This window comes from Bacteroidia bacterium (assembly GCA_039924845.1).
Taxonomy (GTDB): domain Bacteria; phylum Bacteroidota; class Bacteroidia; order DATLTG01; family DATLTG01; genus DATLTG01.
Map to the genome: position 1 here is coordinate 1 of JBDTAC010000079.1, position 23,987 is coordinate 23,987.

At 34.3% G+C, this 23,987-nt stretch carries 26 protein-coding genes; 11 read left to right on the forward strand and 15 right to left on the reverse strand.

Translation table 11 applies throughout. The features are described 5' to 3' along the window. The first annotated feature begins 168 nt into the window (after positions 1-168). The 7 genes from ABIZ51_08915 to tnpA all read left to right on the forward strand — a co-directional run bounded on the left by ABIZ51_08915 (position 169) and on the right by tnpA (position 5,223). Positions 169-1,182 carry a DUF4062 domain-containing protein gene (locus ABIZ51_08915; GenBank protein MEO7088898.1) on the forward strand — a complete coding sequence of 338 codons (1,014 nt, stop codon included), beginning with the start codon at positions 169-171 and terminating at the stop codon, positions 1,180-1,182. 182 nt (positions 1,183-1,364) lie between these two features. Further along, positions 1,365-1,817, forward strand: coding sequence for a DUF1569 domain-containing protein (locus tag ABIZ51_08920; GenBank protein ID MEO7088899.1), 453 nt, complete (start codon positions 1,365-1,367; stop codon positions 1,815-1,817). Between the two features lie 295 nt (positions 1,818-2,112). Then, on the forward strand, positions 2,113-3,366 hold the full coding sequence (locus tag ABIZ51_08925) for a DNA methyltransferase (protein MEO7088900.1): 1,254 nt from the start codon (positions 2,113-2,115) through the stop codon (positions 3,364-3,366). Beyond that, positions 3,357-3,722 (forward strand): hypothetical protein, encoded by a 366-nt coding sequence (locus ABIZ51_08930; GenBank protein MEO7088901.1) that lies wholly within the window; start codon positions 3,357-3,359, stop codon positions 3,720-3,722. Before ABIZ51_08925 ends, ABIZ51_08930 begins: the two co-directional genes overlap by 10 nt. Continuing rightward, positions 3,722-4,426 (forward strand): MjaI family restriction endonuclease, encoded by a 705-nt coding sequence (locus ABIZ51_08935; GenBank protein ID MEO7088902.1) that lies wholly within the window; start codon positions 3,722-3,724, stop codon positions 4,424-4,426. The genes ABIZ51_08930 and ABIZ51_08935 overlap by 1 nt, the downstream gene beginning before the upstream one ends. Before the next feature lie 42 nt (positions 4,427-4,468). Beyond that, positions 4,469-4,759 carry a hypothetical protein gene (locus ABIZ51_08940; GenBank protein MEO7088903.1) on the forward strand — a complete coding sequence of 97 codons (291 nt, stop codon included), beginning with the start codon at positions 4,469-4,471 and terminating at the stop codon, positions 4,757-4,759. Between the two features lie 2 nt (positions 4,760-4,761). Next, positions 4,762-5,223, forward strand: a complete 462-nt coding sequence (tnpA, locus tag ABIZ51_08945) for an IS200/IS605 family transposase (protein ID MEO7088904.1) — start codon at positions 4,762-4,764, stop codon at positions 5,221-5,223. A gap of 325 nt (positions 5,224-5,548) precedes the next feature. Here tnpA and ABIZ51_08950 read toward each other — a convergent pair whose 3' ends face one another. The 12 genes from ABIZ51_08950 to ABIZ51_09005 form a co-directional block, all read right to left on the reverse strand. Further along, positions 5,549-7,489, reverse strand: coding sequence for an OmpA family protein (locus ABIZ51_08950; GenBank protein MEO7088905.1), 1,941 nt, complete (start codon positions 7,487-7,489; stop codon positions 5,549-5,551). A gap of 39 nt (positions 7,490-7,528) precedes the next feature. Then, positions 7,529-8,158, reverse strand: a complete 630-nt coding sequence (locus ABIZ51_08955) for a 7-carboxy-7-deazaguanine synthase QueE (protein ID MEO7088906.1) — start codon at positions 8,156-8,158, stop codon at positions 7,529-7,531. Positions 8,159-8,254: 96 nt separating this feature from the next. Further along, on the reverse strand, positions 8,255-8,710 hold the full coding sequence (locus tag ABIZ51_08960; GenBank protein ID MEO7088907.1) for a TrmO family methyltransferase: 456 nt from the start codon (positions 8,708-8,710) through the stop codon (positions 8,255-8,257). 15 nt (positions 8,711-8,725) lie between these two features. Continuing rightward, a complete protein-coding gene (locus tag ABIZ51_08965; GenBank protein MEO7088908.1) occupies positions 8,726-9,397 on the reverse strand; it encodes an MgtC/SapB family protein in 672 nt (223 codons plus the stop codon). A 94-nt stretch (positions 9,398-9,491) separates the two neighbouring features. After that, positions 9,492-10,493 (reverse strand): bifunctional 3-deoxy-7-phosphoheptulonate synthase/chorismate mutase, encoded by a 1,002-nt coding sequence (locus ABIZ51_08970; protein ID MEO7088909.1) that lies wholly within the window; start codon positions 10,491-10,493, stop codon positions 9,492-9,494. After that, entirely contained in the window at positions 10,490-11,278 is a 789-nt protein-coding gene (gene trpA / locus ABIZ51_08975; protein MEO7088910.1) for a tryptophan synthase subunit alpha, read from the reverse strand. The genes ABIZ51_08970 and trpA overlap by 4 nt, the downstream gene beginning before the upstream one ends. Positions 11,279-11,283: 5 nt before the next feature. Continuing rightward, positions 11,284-12,459 (reverse strand): tryptophan synthase subunit beta, encoded by a 1,176-nt coding sequence (gene trpB, locus ABIZ51_08980; protein MEO7088911.1) that lies wholly within the window; start codon positions 12,457-12,459, stop codon positions 11,284-11,286. After that, complete coding sequence (locus tag ABIZ51_08985; protein MEO7088912.1) at positions 12,447-13,061, reverse strand: phosphoribosylanthranilate isomerase; 615 nt, start codon at positions 13,059-13,061, stop codon at positions 12,447-12,449. Before ABIZ51_08985 ends, trpB begins: the two co-directional genes overlap by 13 nt. Continuing rightward, positions 13,058-13,864, reverse strand: coding sequence for an indole-3-glycerol phosphate synthase TrpC (gene trpC / locus ABIZ51_08990; protein MEO7088913.1), 807 nt, complete (start codon positions 13,862-13,864; stop codon positions 13,058-13,060). Before trpC ends, ABIZ51_08985 begins: the two co-directional genes overlap by 4 nt. Before the next feature lie 9 nt (positions 13,865-13,873). Further along, the gene (trpD, locus tag ABIZ51_08995; protein MEO7088914.1) at positions 13,874-14,863 is read right to left on the reverse strand and encodes an anthranilate phosphoribosyltransferase; all 990 of its coding nucleotides are present in this window, start codon (positions 14,861-14,863) and stop codon (positions 13,874-13,876) included. Next, a complete protein-coding gene (locus ABIZ51_09000; protein ID MEO7088915.1) occupies positions 14,864-15,433 on the reverse strand; it encodes an aminodeoxychorismate/anthranilate synthase component II in 570 nt (189 codons plus the stop codon). A gap of 11 nt (positions 15,434-15,444) precedes the next feature. Beyond that, positions 15,445-16,863 (reverse strand): anthranilate synthase component I family protein, encoded by a 1,419-nt coding sequence (locus tag ABIZ51_09005; GenBank protein ID MEO7088916.1) that lies wholly within the window; start codon positions 16,861-16,863, stop codon positions 15,445-15,447. Positions 16,864-17,127: 264 nt separating this feature from the next. Between ABIZ51_09005 and ABIZ51_09010 the strand changes: the two genes are divergently transcribed. Beyond that, positions 17,128-17,835, forward strand: coding sequence for an outer membrane beta-barrel protein (locus tag ABIZ51_09010; GenBank protein MEO7088917.1), 708 nt, complete (start codon positions 17,128-17,130; stop codon positions 17,833-17,835). 49 nt (positions 17,836-17,884) lie between these two features. On the opposite strand, the gene ABIZ51_09015 is transcribed toward ABIZ51_09010, so the two are convergent. After that, entirely contained in the window at positions 17,885-18,976 is a 1,092-nt protein-coding gene (locus ABIZ51_09015; protein ID MEO7088918.1) for a glycosyltransferase family 4 protein, read from the reverse strand. A 107-nt stretch (positions 18,977-19,083) separates the two neighbouring features. Here ABIZ51_09015 and ABIZ51_09020 point away from each other — a divergent pair, with 107 nt between their 5' ends. The 3 genes from ABIZ51_09020 to ABIZ51_09030 all read left to right on the forward strand — a co-directional run bounded on the left by ABIZ51_09020 (position 19,084) and on the right by ABIZ51_09030 (position 22,540). Beyond that, complete coding sequence (locus tag ABIZ51_09020) at positions 19,084-20,973, forward strand: nucleoside-diphosphate sugar epimerase/dehydratase (GenBank protein MEO7088919.1); 1,890 nt, start codon at positions 19,084-19,086, stop codon at positions 20,971-20,973. A 41-nt stretch (positions 20,974-21,014) separates the two neighbouring features. Next, positions 21,015-21,431 carry an acyl-CoA thioesterase gene (locus ABIZ51_09025; GenBank protein ID MEO7088920.1) on the forward strand — a complete coding sequence of 139 codons (417 nt, stop codon included), beginning with the start codon at positions 21,015-21,017 and terminating at the stop codon, positions 21,429-21,431. Positions 21,432-21,499: 68 nt separating this feature from the next. Then, positions 21,500-22,540 (forward strand): tetratricopeptide repeat protein, encoded by a 1,041-nt coding sequence (locus tag ABIZ51_09030; GenBank protein MEO7088921.1) that lies wholly within the window; start codon positions 21,500-21,502, stop codon positions 22,538-22,540. Positions 22,541-22,563: 23 nt separating this feature from the next. Here the strand turns inward: ABIZ51_09030 and ABIZ51_09035 are convergent, their stop codons facing one another. Together ABIZ51_09035 and ABIZ51_09040 are read right to left on the reverse strand one after the other, a co-directional pair. Then, positions 22,564-23,535, reverse strand: coding sequence for a glycosyltransferase family 9 protein (locus tag ABIZ51_09035; protein ID MEO7088922.1), 972 nt, complete (start codon positions 23,533-23,535; stop codon positions 22,564-22,566). Between the two features lie 21 nt (positions 23,536-23,556). Continuing rightward, a complete protein-coding gene (locus tag ABIZ51_09040; GenBank protein MEO7088923.1) occupies positions 23,557-23,973 on the reverse strand; it encodes a hypothetical protein in 417 nt (138 codons plus the stop codon). Positions 23,974-23,987 lie beyond the last annotated feature (14 nt).

Sequence of the window (23,987 nt, forward strand, 5' to 3'; positions counted from 1 at the left end):
CGAAATCCCTGCGGGCTTTCGTTACATCGGTTCGCGAGCTTTGCGAATGTCCAAAGCCCTACGGGACTTCGTACATCTGCGAGTTTTGCAAAAAGCAAGACTCTTCGCAAAGCTCGCGAACCGTTAGCCCTCATTTTAACACAGAATAAGGAATATAAATTTAAATAAATGGAAAAAAAATATCAATTCTTCATCAGTTCTACATACATTGATTTAGTTGAAGAACGAAAAGAAGTCATTCAAGCACTACTTGAGTTAGATTGCATTCCTGTTGGTATGGAATTATTTCCAGCAGCAAATGAAGACCAATGGACGCTTATTAAAGAATTAATTGACACTTGTGATTATTACTTACTAATTGTTGGTGGAAGATATGGTTCCTTAAACAGTCAGGGAATTAGCTACACCCATATGGAATATGATTATGCTATTAAAAAAGGTATTCCTGTTATTGCATTTACACCTGCAAACCCAGAAGAAATAGCAGTAGGTAAAACTGATAAAGACCCAGAAAAAAATCAAAAACTAAATGACTTTTTAGATTTGGTTCAGCAAAAAATGTGTAAAAGTTATGAAAACCCCAAAGACCTAGGATCTGTGGCAAGTAGAAGTATGATTAAACTAATAAAGAAACATCCTGCTATTGGTTGGGTTAGAGCAAATAAACTTACAAGTGCTGAAAGTAATATAGAAATTATTGAATTAAGAAAGAAAGTTCAGGAACTAGAAGAAAAACTATATAAACAAAAGAATTTCGCTCCACAAGGAGCAGACTCATTAGAACAAGGAGAAGATAAAATAGAATTAAAATATCATTACGTGCAAAATGCTTGGCAATCTATGGTTGACTCTGAAGATGGAAGTATTGAATTTACTTGGGATGAAGTATTCAGTATTCTTTCTCCTCTAATGGTTGACGAAGCACCAGAAGATTCATTACGAAATGAGATTGTGAAAATTATTAGAGAACAAATAAAAGAAAAAGAAAATCGCAGACCTTCCAAAATTGAAGTAAATGGAACAGATTTTCAAACAATTAAAATTCAACTTATAGCATTAGGTTTAATAGACAAAAGCGATAAGAAAAGAAGTATTAAAGACAGTGATGTATATTGGAAACTAACACCTTTTGGAGAAAATAAAATGATGAGCCTAAAAGCGAGAAAGAAAAACGAGGGCTAACAGCCGTTTGGCGTGATTGGGGTTTTAGTGGAATTAGCGTTTTTTTACTACATTTACGTTAAGCCGAAAATACTCGGTTTCAAAGTCCCCAACCACGCAAAGCTCGCGAACCGTTAGCGGCTATTGTAAAACGACATCAAAAATTTAACAGACGACAAACATTTATTTAAAACTTATTGGCAATGAAAACGATTTTTGATAAAGAAACAAGAGATAAATTGATTGAAAGAATTAGCAAGCTTGATGAAAACAGTATAGCTCAATTCGGCAAGATGAATATTTACCAAATGGTGAAGCATTGTACTCTTTATGAAGAATGGATATTAGGTAAAAACAAGCCTGAATATAAACAAGCATTCATTGGACGCTTATTTGGAAAAATGGCTTTGAAAGATATAATAAAAGATGAAAGCCCACTAAAGCGAAATGTACCTACACTTTCTTTTCTGAAAGTAAAAAAAGCAATAGGTGACATAGAAGCGGAAAAAAGTAAATGGATTATCCTGATTGAAGAGTATGAATATTTTTCAAATCCAGACTTCATTCATTCTTTTTTCGGAAAAATGACAAAAGAACAAATTGGTTATATGGCTTATAAACATATTGACCATCATTTGAGACAATTTGGAGCATAGACAAAAAACAACAAACCGCTAACAGCACCTACATAAAAGGCGGGGTTTCGTGCTCCGCAGACACATTTGTGGTGAAACAAAGTTTGGTTCTCCATATCAACATTTGTTGTAAAATCGCCAACGATTTGTAGCTGCAAAACGTTAGCGGTAATGGCGGGGCGACAGTGCAACCATCGAACGACAGGGAAAACTTAATAATTTTCTGCACGAATGACCACACTTTTTGACTATTTTTGAACCAAATAAAAAAAAATTGAAAACTCATCATAAAATAATAAACGGAGACAGCAGACAAATGACCGAACTGCCAGACAATTCGGTGCATTTGGCTATTACTTCGCCACCATATTGGCAACTCAAAGACTATGGGACTGAGAACCAAATTGGGTTTCACGACAATTACGAAAATTACATCAACAACCTGAATTTAGTTTGGAAAGAGTGCTACCGCACTCTTCACAATGGTTGCAGATTGTGTGTTAACATTGGCGACCAATTTGCAAGAGCAGTTTATTACGGTCGCTATAAAGTAATTCCAATCCGAGAGGAAATAATTAAGTTCTGCGAAAATATTGGCTTCGACTATATGGGAGCTATTATTTGGCAAAAGGTTACAACCTCTAATACATCAGGTGGAGGCGTTCAAATGGGCTCTTATCCTTACCCCAGAAATGGAATTTTAAAGCTCGATTATGAATTTATTTTGGTTTTCAAAAAATTGGGGGATGCACCTAAACCGACTAAAGAACAAAAGGAACTTTCTAAAATGACAGCGGAAGAATGGAACACTTTTTTTGCTGGACATTGGAATTTTGCAGGCGCGAGACAGAACAACCATATGGCAATGTATCCAGAAGAATTACCAAGACGATTAATTAAAATGTTTTCGTTTATAGGAGAAAATATTCTTGACCCATTCGCAGGAAGCGGAACAACCTCATTAGCTGCTAAAAATCTTGAACGAAATTCAATGGGATTTGAAATTAATCAGGAATTTATTCCAATCATAAAAGAAAAATTAGAGGTCCATCAAAAAGACTTGAATGGAACTACTTATGAGTTTTTAAAACAAAAAGAGTTTAAAACCGACTTTGAGGAAGAAATCCAAAAGTTTCCTTACATATTCAAGGACCCTCATACGCTTGACAAAAAAATTGATGTAAAAAAATTACAATTCGGTTCTAAAATTGACAAAGACAGTACCAACAAAAGAGAAGATTTTTTTATGGTCAAAGAAATTATCAGTCCCGAAAAAATTCGCTTGAGCAATGATTTAACGATTAAACTTATTGGAATAAAAGAAGACACAATTATAAATGGCAAAGCAACAGCATTTCTAATTGAAAAAACAAAAGGTAAACGAGTTTTTCTTAAATATGACAAGGAAAAATACGACAAGGAAAATAATTTGCTTTGCTACTTATATCTTGAAAACAAAACTTTCATCAATGCTCACTTAATTAAAAAAGGGCTTGCTCAGGTGGACAGCGAAATGGATTTCAAATACAAAAATAAATTTTTAAGCCTCTACAAAGAAGTATGCCTATAAATTATACCCACCAAGAAAGACAAGCGTTATTAGCCACTTTAATATTGGGGCGACAGAATGCAATTGGAGCAAGTAGATTAGCCCAACTATTAGGTTATCCGATTGGAGGAAATCAGGTTCAATTAAGAGGTTTAATAAAAGAGTGCATTGAATTCGATGAGGATTTAATCGGTGCAACAACGAGTAGACCTGCTGGATTTTTTAGAATTAATACTATCAATGAATTAGAAAATTATTTGGATAGTTTAGAAAATCGCACTCGTAGCGACAACGACAGAAGAACTGCCTTAATAAATAGTTGGAATAATCAACCAAATATTCCTAATACAATTAAACCAATACTAACAGTACAATAATGGCTAAAGAATGGATTGTCGCATCAGATGGCGAAGGATTAAAGTTTAAGCACGAAACGCTATTAAATTATGGTTTAAACAGATGGGGATTAAATAAAGCTTACAGCGTGGGTGCTTTATCAGAATTAATTAGAAGTTGCGCCCCAAAAGAATTTAAAGAATGGGAAGAATTTTACTTTACTAAGGGAAGTCAAAAAAAGAAAGACGGAATAAAAATAACAAGAGAGTATATCACTGGACTTGGTCAAACCCTTTATATCAAGTTAACAGAAGTCGTTCAAAAGGAGTTAGCCTCTATAACCGAAGACGAGTGTATTGAATACGCTTATAATCTTGTTCTTCGCAGAACATATGATGGTTACAGAACAGAAATTGAAACTATTTACGGACAATTAGAGGGTGCAGTTGAGCGTAAAATAGAACCAGCGCCAGACAATTGGGATAGAGCTTATAGCGTAGACTTTTTTATAAAAATCGAAAAGAAATTTATCGGTATTCAAATTAAGCCAATTGCATCTGGACAAGCATTAAATCAATTTCAATGGATTGAAATGCACAGGAAAAATCACGAAAAATTTGAAAATGAATTTGGCGGAAAAGTTTTTTTTGTTTATTCAATAAAAGCTGGGACAGGTAAAAAGAAAATTTTCAATGTAGAAGTAATTGAAGAAATAAGAGCAGAAATTAAACGACTTTCCAAATAGCGACCAAAGAAGCCACATACCGCCAACAGCGGGTTTGAGAAATTGGCGGTTCATGTCTCCGCAGACACATTTGTGGTGAAACAAAGTTTGGTTCTCCATATCAACATTTGTTGTAAAATCGCCAACGATTTGCAAGGTTTACGCTATTTCTTTTATGCCTATATCACCGATCCTGACTTAAGAAACATTATAGATCAAAAAGATTATATCGAACTAAACCCCAACCCAAGTTTTAATGTAGAAGACTTTAATCGTGTGGACGATGAAATGAAAAGCAAATTACCTTACTACATTAAAACATACGTTCCATTAAATAAATTTTTATCTGCATAGACATGTCAGGAACATTTTCACAAATTTATATTCAAATAGTTTTTGCCGTTAAAGGCAGAGAAAATATAATTGCTAAAGCATGGAAAGATGATTTGCATAAATACATATCTGGCATCATTAAAGGGAAAGACCAAAAATCAATTATTGTAAATGGTATGCCAGACCATATCCATGCTTTTATTGGGTTAAAGCCATCTATGTCAATTTCAGATTTGGTGAGAGATATCAAAAACAATTCGAGTAAGTTTATCAATGAAAACAAATTGGTAAAAGGAAAATTTTCATGGCAGGAAGGGTATGGTGTATTTTCCTATTCGCATTCGCAAATTGAAAATGTTTACAATTACATATTAAATCAGGAGGAGCATCATAAAGTAAAAAGTTTCAGAGAAGAATATGTTGAATTTTTAGAAAAATTTGAGATTGAACACAATGAAAAATATTTGTTTGATTGGATTGAATAATGTCACCCCTTCGGGGTTTACATTCGTTATAGATTCGTTTTTTACAATCATTCCATCTGCTACAATAATATCATCCCTTCGGGATTAAAAATAAAACGAAAGCCCGAAGGGCTGATATAATTATAGAAAAAAATGAAATGTGTGATATGAAGAACCTCGAAGAGGTTTAATCTTTATAAAAACGAATAATAACAAAAAAAATTCGACTCCGAATGGGGTCGCACAATTCAACAAACGTCCTTTGCTATAATAATTCCATCCCTAATGATTAATTGTTGAAGAAGTTAGCCTTATCGAAGTAATGTCGTTTCGAAAAAATAATTTTTCAAAACCCTGTTACTTTAAATTCTGTTCTTCGATTTCTGGCTCTATTTTCAGGCGTATCATTTGTTGTAATAGGGCGTGTATCACCATATCCTCGATACGTTAAACGACTTTCGGAGATGCCATGTTGAATCAAATAGTCGTACACTGATTTTGCGCGATTGTTAGATAAAATCAAATTGTCTTTCGCTTTTCCAACGTTGTCGGTATGTCCGCTTAATTCGATTTTTAAATTAGGATTGGTGTTTAAAAATGTAATAAGTTTTCCCAGTTCGGCGCGCGATTCTTCTTTCAAATCGTATTTATTCGTCTCGAAAAAAATATTTTTCAACTGAACAACTTCACCTGTATCAATTGGCTGTAAAGGAATATCAAGTGTAAAGGGTTTGGAAATATCTACATTTTTTAATGAAAAATTATCGGAATAAAATAAATATCCTTTTCGAGAAACATGAAGTGCATAATCTTTGTTAAGCGGTAAACAAACTAAAAAACTTCCATCTCCTACATTGGATTGAGATTCTACAACGCTTTTTGCGGAAGCTAAATCAATCAATTCAAAGTCAGCATCCAATGGCTTGTGCGTACGACTGTCGAATACTTTGCCTTTTACATAGGTAATTTTATTCGGCTGATCTTCGTTTGGAAGTTCAAAAGAATACAAATCTAAATTTCCGAAACCACCTTGTCTATTGGATGCGAAATACGCTAAATGCCCATTCGGATCCACCAAAATACTATTCTCATCTTTGTATGTATTAATCGGATAACCTAAATTTACTGGGATTCCCCAACTTCCATTCGGCAATCGTCTCGACATAAAAATATCCAATCCGCCCATACCGGGATGTCCGTCAGACGAAAAATAAAGTGTTTGATTATCCGCAGCAATAAAAACAGATTCCTCCATACCCGGCGTATTAATGGTATCACTGAGGCGTGTCGCCTTTTGCCACCCCTTTTCATCGTCCAAAATAGACTTATAAATATCTTGATTTTTGATTCCTTCTCCTGATTCAAAACCGCGAATAAAATAAAGTGTACGGCCGTCAGAAGAAAGCGAAGGCTGACTTTCCCAATTTTTAGTATTGATATTGGGTCCCATATTTCGAGGTGTTGTCCATTTGTTTCCTACCCGGAACGAATAATATAAATCACAACTTCCGTAACCATTCGGACGATCACATCCCGCAAAAACTAAAATTTGTCCATCTGCAGAAAGCGTTGGCGCACCTTCATTTAAGGGCGTATTAACAGGTGCCCCAAAATTGTATGCAGTGGTCCATTTACCTTCTGATTTATTGCTCACATAAAAATCTTCTTGATGTCCTTCTTCTGCATTCGGATCTTTAATATCTCGTGTAAATAAAAATGTTTGTCCATCCGCCGTAATTGCCGGAAAATATTCTGCATCTTCTGTATTAATGGCATCTCCCATGTTTTGAGGATTAAAAGGAACAGGGTGTTTAAGTGCTTCTACCGCGAAATCACAATCTGCCAAGCCTTCTTCGGTGTATTTAATAAAATCAGGATCTTGCGGATTGGTGCTTTGGAATTTTTGAAAATTTATTTTTGCATTTAGATAATCGCCTGTTTCCAACTGAAGCCGCGCTATGATTAAAAAATTATTAGCGAAAAAGGCAGGGTTAATGGCGAGTGCTTTGTTCAATTCATCAATCGCTTTTTCGTCTTCTTTCATGTCGGCATACACATAGCCGAGCATGCTGTAAGCTTCTACAAAATTTGGATCTTTTTCAATCGCATTGCTAAAATTTTCGACTGCTTTCGGATTATTTTTCGCATCGTAAAATCGCAATCCTTCCTGATAATATTTGACCGCTTTTTTATTGGTACTGGTAAGGCTTAAATTTTGACTAAAACAAGCACATGGAAAAAAGATACAGCTAAATAAAATGAAAAGATATTGTTTTTTTAAGGTCATGAAAAATTAATTTTTTGAAGGTGTTTTTTTAAAATTTATTTACGGAATGTGCATGTATTTGTGGGTTTGCAAGGACACATTCCAACGCGGATGGCTCATCACGTACTCCACAATTAAAGGCATTACCGTTTCTCTTTTACTCCATTCCGGTTGCAAAAACAATTGACATTTTTCACTCACCGAAGCGGCATTTTTTTCTGCCCATTTAAAATCATCTTTATTGAAAATAATCACTTTCAATTCATCCGCTTTTTTAAAAATATCAGGTAAAGGTGCACTTGTTTTTTTAGGTGAAAGGCAAATCCAATGCCAATTTCCTGTTAAAGGATACGCGCCAGAAGTTTCCACAAACGTTTGAATTCCGCGCTTATTTAGTTCTGAAGTTAAATAATCCAATTGATACATGGAAGGCTCTCCACCTGTAACCACAACAGTTTTCGCTGGAAATTGTTCAGTGTTAAAAACAATCTTATCCACCGCTGTAAGCGGATGCAAAGAAGCGTCCCAACTTTCTTTTACATCGCACCAATGACAACCCACATCACAGCCACCAATGCGAATAAAATACGCTGCTTTCCCAGAATGAAATCCTTCTCCTTGAATGGTGTAAAACTCTTCCATCAACGGTAAAGAAAAACCCTTTTCATCAACAATAGAAGCACTTTTCATTAATAATTTATTTTTGAATGTAAAAAATAATTTTTCAATTCGTATTTTAACTTTGTTTTTTTGCCTTCAAAAAAATAATTTTTGGAAGCAGTTTTTTTACCAATAATTTTTCATCAAATCACTCACCCAAATGGGTTGTTTAATTTCACCTTTCGGTTCAAATTCTTTACATACTGGTTTGATATCTATAATCGGTGTCCCATCAATTGCATCCAAATATCTTACTTTTATTTTTCTTCCAGAATGTTCTATTAATTCAACCGTAGAAAGTCCAATTCCGTTAGGTCGATCTTTTTTCCGTTGTACAAAAATACCAACCGAAGGATATACAGGATTTCCGCGCGGGCGACCTGAAAAAACAATGTTTTTTTTATCTACTTTATTGAATAAAAAAATAATTTCGAGGTGAGAAAAATCACTGATATTATCAAATGCTTCCGTCGGAATGTGCGCTGCGAGTTCTATTTCGCTCTCAATTTCTTTCCAAAAATCATCAATAGCAATCAATCGCGTATTTTTCACAGTAGCGATGGGACTTATATTTCTTTCCATAATTTCACTGTAAATTTAACTACTCCAAACAACTTCCTTGATGTCATCATCAGCTTGACATTCGTTGATGAGCTTCATTAATTCTAATTTATCCAAACTTTTAAATTCGACCGAAATAATAAATTCATTATCTAATTTATCAACCAAACAAGAAAAAATTTCTAAGTGATTGCTTTGAAAAAATTTACTCACCAAATCCACTGATTTATTTTTATTAACCGTCGTTATTTTTACGCTTTTTTGTTTAAATTTATTGAATAATTTTTTTTCAATTGGTTGCAACATCCAAAGAATACATATCGCTAAAACAGTGGCAATGAGCGCAGCAAAATACATTCCGCTACCTGTTGCTAAACCAATGGCAGCAACCGTCCACAAACCAGATGCCGTAGTTAAGCCACGTACAATTCCTTGCTTCAAAAATAGAATTGTTCCCGCACCAATAAAACCGATTCCGCTAATTACTTGCGCTGCAATTCGCGATGGATCCAACACAATATTTTTACCTCCCAAGACTTCTGCAAAACCGTACGCAGAAACAATCATAGCGAGCGATGCGCCCAAACAAACCATCATGTGCGTGCGCAATCCAGCTGCCCAATCTTTGCGCTCTCTTTCTAATCCGATAACAGCGCCAAACAAGGCAGCCAAACTTAATCGGATTAATATTTCAGTGTAGGAAATCATGCGTAAAAATATTTTTTCAAACACACAAATTTACGTAATAACGCGGATTACACAAATTAAGGTTTGTAAAACAGAGGCTTGAAAAATTAATTTTTCAAAACACTTTTTTGAGCTTTCTTATTTTCTCAATTAAATCTTCTGATTCTTTAAAATCAAGTGTTTGTTGTCCATCCGACAAAGCTTCTTCGGGCGTTTCGTGCACTTCGTAAATAACACCATCTGCTCCTGCAAGCGTTGCTGCCAAAGCAATTACAGACACATGCTCGCGCAAACCAATACCATGCGAAGGATCTGCAATCACAGGCAAATGCGTTTTTTCTTTCAAAATCGGAATGGCATTCAAATCAAATGTATTTCGATACGCGGTTTCAAACGTTCGAATGCCGCGTTCACAAAGCATTAGGCGCTCATTTCCACTTGCAAAAACATATTCTGCCGACTGCAATAATTCATCAATCGTTCCACTCATTCCGCGTTTTATCAATACGGGTTTATCTACTTTTCCCAGCTCATCCAACAAATTAAAATTTTGCGAATTTCGCGCGCCCACTTGGTACACATCCACATAATCGTACATCTCCGCCATTTGCGAAACTTGCATCACTTCCGTAATTATTTTTATTCCTTTTTCTCTGCAAATTTTATAAAACATTTTTAATCCATCCATTCCTAAACCTCTGAATGCGTAGGGAGAACTACGCGGCTTGAAAACACCTCCACGCATTATTTTAATATTATTTTTAAGCAAATGATTGGCGATTTTTTCCACTTGTTCTTCGCTTTCAATGCTGCAAGGACCTGCCATAATAGAAAAATTATTTTCACCGATTTTTATCCCATCGCCCAAATCAATTTCCGTCGCATTTACTTTCCATTTTCTGGAAACCAATTTGTAACTGTCCGATACTCTGTGAACGTCTTCAACACCTTTCAAACAGCCGATTAACCGAATATCAAATTCTTTTTTTCCGATGCAAACCAAATAGTTTCCTTTTTGCGTTTTCACTTCCGTGGATTTGTATCCGATTTTTGTAACAGCCGAAAAAAGATTCTCTTTTTCTTTCGGTTGAATGTCTTTTTTTAATTGAATAATCATGATTTCGGTTTTATAGATTCAACAAAAATTTGAATATCTTTTTTTAAATTTTTACTCTCCTCAATCGATTTTATAAATGCACTTCCAATAATGGCTCCTTGCGCATATTGACAAGCTGTTTCAAAAGATTTTTTATCTGAAATTCCAAAACCAATCAATGTCTTACTTTTCAATTTCATCTTTTTGATGCGCTCAAAATATTTTTTTTGAGCTTCTGAAATTTTATTTTTAGCACCCGTTACAGAAGCCGAAGAAACCATGTAAATAAAGGAATCCGAATGTTTATCAATTTCTCGAACACGCTCTTCGGATGTTTGTGGCGTAATCAAAAAAATATTTTTCAAATCGTATTTTTCGAAAATGGTTTTATACTCATTTAAGTATTCTTTCAAAGGTAAATCAGGTAAAATAATTCCGCTAATTCCAAATGAACAAGCCTCTTTACAAAATTTTTCGACACCGTATTGTAACACCGGATTCAAATATCCCATCAATATAAAAGGTGTTTTAAAAGAAGAAGTTTTCTTCTTAAAATTTCTTAACTGTTGAAATAAAATCTGTAGCGTCATTCCGTTTTTTAACGCCATTTCGTCGCTGTGCTGAATAGTTGGACCATCCGCCAAAGGGTCTGAAAACGGAATACCGATTTCAATTAAATCAACTTTGTTTTTGATTAATTCTTCTAAAATTATTCCCGTGTCATTCAATCGCGGAAAGCCTGCAGTGAAATACACAGAGAAAATATTTCCATTTTTTTCTTGAAATAAATTATCTAACTGATTCATCTTTTTTATTTTTGATATTTCATATACGTTGCCAAATCTTTATCTCCCCTACCCGATAAATTAATCACCACTAAATCTTTTTTCTTGAACTTCTTTTTTTCGAGAAATGCGAGTGCATGCGCACTTTCCAATGCAGGAATAATACCTTCCAATTTGCACAATAAATAAGCTGCGTCCAAGGCTTCCGAATCTGTTGCATTCGCAAAAATGGCTCTTCCGCTTTCAAATAAATGTGCGTGCACGGGACCTACTCCCGGATAATCCAATCCTGCCGAAATGCTGTAAGGCTCTACTATTTGTCCATCTTCCGTTTGCATCAAAAGTGTTTTGCTTCCGTGAATAATACCTGGTTTTCCAAGTACACTTGTCGCCGCGGAATATCCACTATGTATCCCTTTTCCTGCAGCTTCAACAGCAATTAAATTTACTTTCTTTTGATCTAAGAAATGATAAAAAGCGCCAGCAGCATTGCTTCCTCCTCCCACACAAGCAATCACATAATCTGGATTTCCTTTCCCCGTTTTATCTTTCAACTGGATTTTTATTTCTTCGCTAATAACACTCTGGAAACGTGCTACCATATCCGGATACGGATGCGGACCTACAACAGAACCAATAATATAATGCGTATCTTCCGGATGATTGATCCAATCTCGAATCGCCTCATTGGTAGCATCCTTCAGCGTTTTACTACCACACGTAGCGGGAATCACTTTCGCACCTAATAATTTCATACGAGCGACATTTGGCGCTTGGCGCTCCATGTCAATCGAACCCATGTACACAATGCATTCTAAGCCCATTAGAGCGCAAACAGTGGCAGTTGCAACTCCGTGTTGTCCTGCGCCAGTCTCCGCAATGATGCGTGTTTTACCCAAACGTTTCGCCAATAAAATTTGTCCGAGTGTATTGTTTATTTTATGCGCTCCCGTATGGTTTAAGTCTTCCCGTTTTAAATAAATATTCGTTTCATAATGAGCCGAAAGTCTTTCTGCATGATACAAAGGAGAAGGTCGTCCAACATAATCTTTTAATAATTTTTGAAACTCTTCTTGAAATTTTTTTTCTCCCATAATTTTCAAATACTTCTTGCGAAGCTCTTCCACATTGGGATACAACATTTCTGGAATAAATGCGCCGCCGTAATTTCCATAATAACCGTTTTTATCTACTTGATACATTGTTGTAATTTTTTAAGCGTTTGACAATTTTTTAATCCGGGCATTATTTCAAATTTACTATTTACATCCATCGCGTACAAGGCTTTATTTATAGTACTTTCAGAAAGAAAAGACGCTGCTTCTAAATCAATTCCTCCGCTTAGGAAAAATAATTTTTCGCCTTCGTATTTTTGCAAAATATTCCAATCAAATTTTTTTCCACTTCCACCGTATTTACTTGTTTTTATGTCGAACAAAAAATAATCACAATATTTTTCATACGTCGGAAGTTGCGTAAAGTTAAATTCTTCATCTATTCCGAAAGCCTTAATAATACTGACATTTTTATTTTTTAATTCATTACAATACGCTACCGTTTCATTTCCATGCAACTGAACAAACTGCAAATTCTGCTTTTTTACACATGCTAAAATTTCTTCCACAGATTCATTTACAAACACACCTACTTTTTTAATTCCTTTCGATATTTCAGGCATTTTAAAATCCTTCCCCACAAATCGGGGAGATTTTTCGTAAAAGATAAAACCCATATAATCTGGCTTCAATTCAGCGACTTCAAAAATATTTTTTTCAAATTTCATTCCGCATACTTTCCATTTCATTGCTTAGAAGTTTTATCATAACATTCAATTTCTTTTACAAACTGTGCACACGCTAATTCGGGCCGACAGTGTTGCATAAATTTCTCGCCAATTAAAAAACCTTGAAATCCTACTTCTTTTAATTGATGAATTTCTTTTGCACTGTGAATTCCACTTTCCGAGATTTTAACAAACTGATTCGGAATTAATTTTGCGAGGCGGAGCGATGATTCGATACTCACGTCAAACGTTTTTAAATTACGATTATTAACTCCCACAACATCTGTTAATTCATCAATCGAATTAATTTCTTCTTCATCATGAATTTCCACTAAAACTTCCAATTGAAGCGAATGTGCAAAAGCCGTAAATTGCTTTATTTGAGAGGAATTGAGGACATTTGCGAGTAATAAAATCACGTCTGCACCAATCGATTTTGCTTCTATAATTTGGTATTCATCTACGACAAAATCTTTACGTAAAATCGGACAATAATTAAATTTTCTGGCAATCGTTAGGTCTTCATTTTTTCCACCAAAAAATTCTGAATCTGTTAAAATAGATAGTGCACTTGCTCCCGCTTGCATATATCCGATGGAAGTTCGTTCAATCGAAACATGTTTATTTATTAAGCCTTTCGATGGTGATTGACGTTTTATTTCGGCAATGATTCCGATTTTATCTTTTCGTTGTAAATATTTTTTTAACGAAACACCGGTCGAATTAAAATAAATACTTTTTTCTAAAAGCTGTGTCGGATATAGACTTTTACGGTCTTTTACTTCTTTTTCTTTTTGAAAAATTATTTTTTCTAAAATGTTCATAAGAGATTTTTATTTAGTGATTAGTTTATTAAAAACAGACAATGCTTTTTTTGATTCGATAGATTCTTTAGCCATAGCAAGGCATTCTGATAATTTCAAATTTGATTTTACACAGTGAATCGCCATTCCTGCATTGGCAATAATTGCATTTTTTTGCGCCTCTGTTGCTTTGTCATTTAAAACAGTGATGAAAATTTCGGCAGCTTCTTTCACTGAATTTCCACCGAATAATTCGTCTTGTTTTAGTTTTCGAAATCCTATATCTTCTGGACTTAGCAATTGTTCCGAATTGGTCGAAATCACCTTAAAAGGTGCGGTCAATGAAATTTCATCGTAACCATCTAAGGAATGCACAATAGTGTATTTTTTAGCCGTTTTTTGAAATAAGTAATTATACAAACGCGCCAATTCTAAATTATAAACACCTAATAATTGATGAGCTGGAAACGCAGGATTGACAATCGGACCGAGAATATTAAAAAAAGTTTTTACACCCAATTCTTTTCGTATCGGAGCCACATTTTTCATTGCAGGATGAAATAAAGGTGCGTGCAAAAAACAAATTCCGGAGCGATCTAATTCTCTCTTTAACACATCCGAATTATTCGAAAATGTATACCCTAAAAACTCCATCACATTAGACGATCCACTCACAGATGAAACGCCATAATTACCATGTTTTGTTACTTTAATTCCTGCGCCAGCCACCACAAAACAAGCGAGCGTAGAAATATTAAATGTATTTTTTCCATCACCTCCTGTGCCAACCAAATCAATGGTTTCAGCATCTGAAAAATTAATTTTTAAACACAGTTCCAACATCGCTTCCTGGAAACCTTCCAATTCATCCACCGTAATACTACGCATCAAATAAACAGATAAAAAACTTGCTACTTCGCTGTTGTTATACTTCGAAAGCGCAATATTTGTAAGCATTTCCCTCGCTTCCGTTTTTGAAAGCGCTTGATGTTCGTATAATTTATTTAAGATTTTTTTCATCTATTTTTCGCTTATCCAATTTTTCATTAATTGTTCTCCGTGTTCGCTCAAAATACTTTCTGGATGAAACTGGACGCCACGAACAGCATAGGTTTTATGACGTAACGCCATTATATTTTCATGATCATCAATAGCCGTAACTTCAATTTCATTTGTAATTTTTTCAGGATTTACAACCCAAGAATGATAACGTCCCGCATTGAATTTTTTCGGAATATTTTTGAATAAATAATCTTCTTTCACTACATGAATTGGTGTTGCCACGCCGTGAAAAACATTTTTTAAATTGATGAGTGAATTTCCAAAAACCTCCGCAATGGCTTGATGCCCGAGACATACGCCTAAAATATTTTTTTTCGGAGCGTACATTTTTATTACGTCCAATAAAATACCTGCTTCACTTGGTATTCCAGGACCAGGGGACAAAACAATTCGATCAAATCGTTCAATTTCTGAAAGCGAAATCTGATCGTTTCGATGCACTTCCACTTTGTGATCACAAATTTTTTCAATCAAATGAACGAGATTGTACGTAAAACTGTCGTAATTATCGAGAAGTAAAATAGTCATGTCGTTTTATTTTAAATTTTTTCTGCTAATTCAATTGCTTTTTTTAAAGCCGCTAATTTATTTCCAACTTCGTTCAATTCGCTTTGTTCATTGGATGAATCTACGATTCCAGCTCCTGCCTGAGAAATTAAAAAATTATTTTTACTCAAGAAAGAACGAATCATAATCGCGTGATTAAAATCTCCGTCGAAGCTCATAAAACCAATACAGCCACCATAAAATCCGCGATTTTTATTTTCGTATTTGCGAATTAATTGTATCGCTTTGTGTTTGGGAGCACCGGAAAGCGTGCCTGCCGGAAATGTATTGGCAACTACATTTAGAGTATTGTTTTTTTCTTTTACTTTCCCTAAAACTTTTGATACGAGGTGAATGACGTGAGAATAATAGTGCACTTCGCGAAAAATTTCCACCTTTACATTTTCGCAATTTCGGCTTAAATCATTCCTTGCTAAATCAACCAACATCACATGTTCCGCATTTTCTTTCGCATCTATTTTTAATTTTTCAGCTAATTCTGCATCCACTTTTTCATCGTCTGTTCTGCGAAAAGTGCCTGCAATTGGGTAAATAGCCGCTGTTTTATTTTTAATCGTGATTTGCGCTTCGGGCGACGAACCGAATATTTTAAAATTTCCATAATCAAAATAAAATAAATAAGGCGAAGGATTTATCGAACGTAAAGCTCTGTAAACATTGAAATCATCACCTTGAAATTGTTGTAAAAATTGTCGCGACAAAACGATTTGAAAAACATCTCCACGATGACAATGCGCTTTTCCTTTTCTGATAATTTCTAAAAATCCAGCATCTGAATAATTCGATTTTTCCTCACCAACAATTGTGAAAGGATACTGCGAATAATTTTTATTTTGAATGTATTTCTCAAGCGTTTCTAAGCCATCCGAAAAATTATTTTTTTGAATGGAATGTTCGAACAAATACATTTCGTTGTTAAAATGATTGATTGCAATAACGTATTTATAAACGTGGTATAAAACATCTGGAGTTTTCGTTTTTTCATCTGTATTTTCGGGTATCTCAAGCGTTTCGAAATAACGAACGGCGTCGTAATTTATGTATCCAAATAATCCGTTGTGAATGAATTTAAAATCATTTTTCTCCGATTCGAATTGAGTTGAAAAAGCAGTTAATTCCGTTGGTACAGAAATAGTAGAATCAATCGTTATCGTATTTTCAGAACCGTCTGGAAACTGTGTAAAAATTTTATTTTCAGATACTTTAAATGTCGCTATTGCTTCGCAACAGATATAGGAAAAACTATTTTCGTTGCCGTGATAATCGGAGCTTTCGAGTAAAATAGAATTCGCAAATTTATCACGTAATTTCAAATAAATACTCACCGGCGTGTACGTATCTGCGAGTAATTTTTTATGCTGTGTGTATATTGTATGTTTTTTAGTTTCCATTTTTTTATCTGTAAAGTATTAACGCAAAAAAGGCTTACTGTGAACAGTAAGCCTTTTTTGTATATCGAGTTTTAATAAATACGTTAGCCGTTCACAAGTTCTTTTGTGAATTGCCACCATTTTTTATTTAAAACAATTGTTCTCATTTTTCAGATGATATGGGACAAATGTAAATTATTTTTTTGAAATACCGTTTTTCTGCGATAAAAAATTTAATTTTAAACTCGTTTAAATTATTCTATTTTCAGTATTAAATCTCCGTAAATGCTTGCACACAAAGGAATATCATCCAGTATTATACTTTCTTTTTTATTGATTTTTAATTTTTCTGCGAAAGCGCAACGTTTTCAAACAGGAATTACATTTGGTCCTGCGATGACAACCGTAAATGGGATAGACACGAAAGATTATGATAACGATGCGTATAAATTAGGATTTACACTGGGAGCCTTTGCCAATACTCACATCAGCGATAAAAATATTCTTCAATTTGAAATAAATTTCACACAAGCAGGCGCTACACAAGCACCCGATTCTTTAAATAATAGTTCATTTCGACTTACTTTAAATTATCTGAATGCGGGCGTTTTAATCCGGCATCGAATACGGTTTAAAATGTCTGGAAAGCTGGTGGACAAAGTAGATTTGGAGGCAGGAGTAGCTGTTGGAAGATTACTAAGTTCCTCTTTTGTTGAGAATACATACAGCGTTCCGCTCACCTCAGCAAATTACAACACCACTGATATCAATGCTTTTGCAGGTATTGATTATAGTTTTTCACAACGCTTTTATTTTTGTGCACGATACAGCAATTCCCTGCAACCATTGGTAAAAAGAGATTATACACCTTATTATGCTTCTTATTATACTTGGAATAAAGGAAATAATATGATATTTGATTTTTCTTTCCACATTCTTTTAGGAAAAAGAAATACGGATGCAGCCGCTAATTTGAATCCGACTACAAAATAAATTATTATTCAATAATGAGCCTTCAAAAAAATAATTTTTCAGAAGTACATTACGTACGTTTCAATAATGCATTGAAACAATCCAAATAACGCTGTTTTTGTGATTCAACAGAATATTTCTCGATAACCGATTTGCGTGCTTCTTTTCCTATTTTTTCGCGCAATTCAGGCGATTCAATCAGCAAAGAAAGTTTTTCAATCCATTCATTTTCCGACACTGCCAAAAAACCATTTATGCCGTCCTCAATAATATCCGTATTTACGCCTACTGGCGACATAATTGCAGGAATTTCCATCGCCATGTACGACAAGCCTTTCAGTCCACATTTCCCTTTCGTCCATTCATCATCCGGCAAAGGCATTATGCCAATGTCAATTTTTGAAAGTTCTTCGATTTCGGTTTCACTATTCCACTCAATTCCTTTCACATCAATGCTTTCATTAAAATAATTTGGATCGCCAATCACCTTTATTTCAATTTTATCTTGGTACTTTTCTTTTATCTTTTTCAGAAAAGAAACTGCGTGTTCAAAATGTTTAATCGTAGTGATACTACCTGTCCAACCAATACAAACTTTGTTTTTATTAGTTGCTGAAAAATTAATTTTTCGATGATAATTGGTATCAATTGTGGTAGGAATAATTACGACGTTTTCATTGTGGTGTTTAGCATAATCCGCTAAATAGTTGTTTCCTGCAATCACTAAATCCGCCATCGAAATCAACTTTACCGTTTTACCTGGGCTTTTGAGCCAACCTAATTTTTTATTGGCGTCCGAAACATCCAAATGCCAAATGGCATCGTCAAAATCATACACAAATTTGACTTTTTTCTTACGTATTTGACGCGCAAAAAAAGTAGAACCTGTCATGAATGCCTCGCGCTGAATAAAAACAATGTCATAATCGGAAGCGTGCCACACATCCATTTGACGCTTTAATGCACTTCTTAAAAAAATATACAACTTAGCGTGAAAACTACCCGGTTTATAAAAAAGCTGGTCGTTTTTTTCAGAAATCAAATAAGATAAATGATAGTCAAATCCATTTTCTTTCAGAAAACTAAAATATTGTTCAAATCGAAAACGCTGGCTGGGCGAACGATTTGGACGATGTGCTGCTATAAATAAAATTCGCGGCATAGAAGTTTCTGTTGGGTTTAATTTTACAAATCTGTAAAAATAAAAACGCAAATATACGGTTTGAAAACCAAAACACTTATTTAGCTATATTTGAGCACTCTTTTTATATGAAAAAACTCAATTTCATTTTCGTTAAAAATATGCCCCGTTGGATTATTTTTTTCATAGACATGGGGATATGTCTATTTTCACTGATTTTAGCCTATTTAGTTCGATTTAATTTTGCCATTCCGAGAATCGAAATTATCAATTTCCAAATTGTTTTTCCTTGCGTATTGGGCGTTAGAGCCATTAGTTTTTATTTCTCGAAAACCTATCAAGGCATTGTAAAATTTACGAGCAGTAAAGATGCGCAGCGTATATTTATTGTAGTCACTATCGACACACTTGTGTTTGTTTTAATCAATATCATCACCTATAAATTTATCAACAAAACATTTCCGATTCCCTTTTCCATCATTATTATAGATTACATGGCGAGTGCATTTTTACTGATTAGTTTGCGCGTTTTATTCAAAGCTTTGTATATGGAATTGACTAATCCGACCAAAAATAAAAAAAATGTAATCATTTTTGGAGCGGGTAAATCAGGAATTATCACGCTGCGAACGCTTGACAGAGATGCCGGGACAAAATACAAAGTATTGGCTTTTGTGGATGATGATAAAAAAAAACAAGGCAAAAAAATTGAAGGAGTTAGCATTCATTCTTTTGAAGAGTTGCCGGAAATGCTAAAAAGAACCACCATTGCACATTTAATTATTTCCGTTCAACATCTTAGTCCGCAACGTAAACAAGCCATCGTAGATATTTGTCTCAACAACAATACAAAAGTTCTGAATGTGCCGCCTGTAAACAATTGGATTAACGGAGAACTCAGTTTTAAGCAAATTAAAAAAGTAAAAATTGAGGAGTTATTAGAGCGCGATCCGATTCAACTCGACAAAGAAAATATCGAAAAACAATTGACCGGAAAAATAATTTTGGTAACGGGAGCGGCTGGTTCTATTGGAAGTGAAATGGTACGACAAATTATTCGTTTTCATCCGAAAAAAATAATTTTGTTGGATCAAGCGGAATCTCCTTTGCACGATATGCAATTGGAATTGACAGAAAAATACAGTTCTACCGCTTTTGAAATTGTGATGGGAGATATTCGAAATAAAGAACGAATGTTTAATGTTTTCAATACATTTAAGCCACAAATAGTATTTCACGCGGCGGCTTACAAACACGTACCGATGATGGAAAACAATCCATCGGAATCTATTCTCACCAACGTACTCGGAACAAAAAATTTAGCCGATTTATCCGTTGATTTTAAGGTAGAAAAGATGGTGTTAATTTCGACAGACAAAGCTGTTAATCCAAGTAATGTGATGGGTGCCTCCAAACGCATTGCAGAAATTTACAGTCAATCATTAAATAAAATTTCAACCACTACAAAATTTATTACCACACGCTTCGGAAACGTTCTTGGATCAAACGGTTCGGTGATTCCACACTTTCGCCAACAAATCGAAAATGGCGGACCAATTACGATTACTCATCCCGAAATTACGCGTTATTTTATGACGATTCCGGAAGCCTGTCAATTGGTTTTGGAAGCCGGTGCCATGGGAAAGGGCGGAGAAATTTTTATTTTCGACATGGGAAAATCGGTGAAGATTATTGATCTCGCAAAAAAAATGATTTTACTTTCGGGATTGGAATTAAATAAGGATATTCAAATTATTTACACAGGTTTACGTCCGGGCGAAAAATTATTTGAAGAGTTATTAAACGACAAAGAAAAAACAATTCCCACACACCATTCTCAAATATTAATTGCCAAAGTAAAAGAGTACGATTTCACCATTATCACCTCTGAAATTACTGATTTAATAGGTCTTTTCAACAAACAAAACAACCAAGCCATTGTTCAAAAAATGAAACAATTGGTGCCAGAATTTAAAAGCAATAATTCTGTTTACGAGCAATTGGACGTTGAAAATTAATTTTTCGTAAATTCGTAATTATTCGATATTCGTAACCGCTCATGAATGCTTTCAAACAAAAAACGCCAATACAAATCCGCTTTAAAGATGTGGATCAAATGGGGCACGTGAACAACGCCAATTACATCACGTATTTCGAGTACGCACGCATGGATTATTTCAGAGCGTTGATGGGAAATAATCAAAAAATTGATTGGCAAAACGAAGGCGTGATTATTGCAAAAGTAGAAATGGAATACAAACATCCCATTGTGTTGGACGATGAAATCCATTGCTATACGTGGGTTTCCAAGTTAGGTACAAAAAGTTTCGATATGAATTGTTGCATCGTAAAAATAGAAAACGGAAAGGAAATTGAATGTGCCAGCGGAATGGCAATATTGGTTTGTTTCAATTACACCAAGCAAAGCAGCATTCCGATTCCTGAAAAATGGAAACTGAAAATACAAGCTGTTTAAAAAATAATTTTTCAAGCGATAAAAAAGACGTTTCAAAAAAATAATTTTTCGATTCAATTTAATTGTCCATGAAATTTTTATTTCTTTTTGGAATAATTAGTTTACTCTCCTTTCGGTCGTTCTCACAGACAACTGCGGATGACTTTCTGAAACTCGGACAAAAAAATGATAGTTTAAAAGAGTATAAAGAGGCACTTAAAAGTTACGATAAAGCTATTCGATTAAAGCCTGATTATGCGCTTGTCTTCAATAAAATGGGACTCGATAATTATAAATTGAAAAAATACAAAGAGGCAATTCTTCTTTTTAATAAAGCCATAACAAATTACCCAAAATACGCAGAAGCCTTTTATAATCGGGCTTTGACAGAGATTCAAATTCCGGATGGACCAAGCGCTCTTCGTGATTTAGATAAATCAATTGACCTAAACGACGCCAATGCCGATGCTTTTTTTTATCGTGGATTTGTGAAAAGTAAAATGAATAAACCCATTGATGCTATTAGTGATTTCGATAAAACCATTGAATTAAAGGATAACAATATCAAAGCGTATATTTTTCGTGCTGACGAAAAAATAAAGCTCGGAAAAACAACGGAAGCACTTGCTGATTATAATAAAGCCTATGAGATTCAGCCAGATTCTGCCAATTCTGATTTTTTTACGAAACGAGCAAACGCCAAATTTAAAAATCATGATTTTAAAAATGCCATAAGCGATTATAATTCTGCCATCGGATTGGACGATAAAAATTTAGAAGCATACATCAATAGAGCAGCAGCAAAATTAACGGTTAGCGACTGTCAAGGCGCATTAAGCGACAGCGAAACAGCATTAAAAATGGATAAAAAAAATTACAAAGCACTTAATTTTAAAGGTACTGCTGAGACTGGTTTGAAAGACTACAGAAATGCCATTATGGATTTGGATGAGTCTATAAAAATCAATCCAAATTATTCGCAAGCCTTTGTAAATAGAGCTGCTGCAAAATATTTATCGGGTGATAAAAAAGGAGCTTGTGTTGATTTATATACTGCTGATGGATTGGGCGATAAGATGGCAAACGGCTTAATCGAAAAACATTGTGGAAGCGATCAAATTGAGCGTTGAAAAATTATTTTTTCAAACCGATTTTAGAGTAATTGTTTCACGTCAATTCCTAAAGCACATTTAAAATGTTTTTTTGGACAAGCAGCATGTCCGTGCAAGCCACAGGGGCGACAATCCAGCAATTCATTAATTTCTACAACACGTGCATTATCCGACAATGGACCAAAACCAAAACTGGGAACGGTGGAACAAAAAATAGCTGTAACAGGTGCATTCATTGCAGAAGCAATGTGCAAAGGCGCGGAATCATTTACGTAATTCATTTCGGCATCACGCATCAGCGCAGCCGATTCTAAAAAATTAATTTTACCAGCAAGGTTTTCTACATTTTTATTTCCACTTTCTATTTTGATGTATTCGCACAAATCGTAATCTGTAGGAGATCCCAACAGAAAAAATTTTTTTTCAATCGAACTATTTTTAATTAATTCAATCCATTTTTCTTTCGGAAATTGTTTCGTAAACCAAATAGAAGCCGGAGCAATACAAAAATATTTTTGCGTTTTATATTTTTCAACACTTAAAAAATTATTTTTTGAAGGATACAATTTTGGTTTCACAGAAACGCCATCTGTCAAGGCTTTTATCAATTCTTGATTGCGATCAATTTCGTACTTCTTCCCTCCTATTTCGTGTTTTATTTTGGTCGTGAATAAAAAAGAAAAGGGATTTTTTTCAAATCCAATTTTTTGTTTCGCGCCCGAAAATGCTATTAAAAATCCAGAAGAAGCAAAACGCTGAAGATTAATAACAACGTCGTATTTTTCTTTTTCAATCTTTTTATGAAGTAAAAAAAGATTTTTCAGTTTGTTCTTTTTCTTATCCCAAACTAACGTTTGATGAATGTATGGATGGCCTTCCAATAAAGACTCATTGCCCTTTCGCAACAAAAAATCAATTTCAGCAATTGGATGAAATTGATGTAATTTTTCTACTAAAGAAGTAGCCAAAATAACATCGCCAATAAAAGCCGTTTGCAGAATGAGCAGTTTCATGGTCTCCGAAAAATTATTTTTTCAACTCGTTATTTCCTTTATTTTTTCTTTCAGAAAATTTATTTGCACCACTCTATCTAAGGAAAGCGTTTGTTTTTCCTGTTCATTGACATATTCCAAAACAGCTAAATTTTGCTTTAATAAATTCAAAATAGGTAGATTTAATTTTTCATTCAAAAATATTTTTTCAGAAAGTACAATTGCTAAAGCAGAAAATTCTTCGTTCGTAAAAACTTTTTTTTGAGAGAGTTGAAAAATTATTTTTTCGGAAGGTATTTTTTCGATATCTGCTAAACTGTACTGAAATTGCTCTAAACAGAAATCATTTAGCACCAACTCTGCTCTCTTCCAATCTTCTTTTTCTTTTAACTCATCTAATTTCTGCTTCATTTTCTGAAGCTCTTCGCGCACTCTCGAAAAGAAATTAAATTTTAACATTTCTTATTTTTGAA